1 protein-coding gene is annotated in these 256 nt (G+C 73.0%); it reads left to right on the forward strand.

From position 1 onward, the window contains the following. The coding region (locus PZC42_RS24970) for a peptidylprolyl isomerase (protein ID WP_277214322.1) at nt 1-256 on the forward strand (256 nt) is incomplete at both ends.

Consider the following 256-nt stretch of genomic DNA (forward strand, 5'->3'; position numbering starts at 1 on the left):
GAGGAGGAGATCGAGATGGCGTCGTCGGCGACGGAGACGGAGACGGTGAGGGCGTTGCACATCCTGATCAAGCACGAGGGCTCCCGCCGCAAGGCCTCCTGGAAGGATCCCGACGGCCGCGTCATCTCCGCTACCACGCGCGCCGACGCCGCCGCGCGCCTCGCCGACCTCCGCGACCAGATCCTCTCCGGCCGCGCCAACTTCGCCGACCTCGCCGCCCGCCACTCCGACTGCTCCTCCGCGCGCCGTGGCGGCG

Source organism: Isoptericola croceus, from assembly GCF_029382255.1.
Lineage (GTDB): Bacteria > Actinomycetota > Actinomycetes > Actinomycetales > Cellulomonadaceae > Isoptericola > Isoptericola croceus.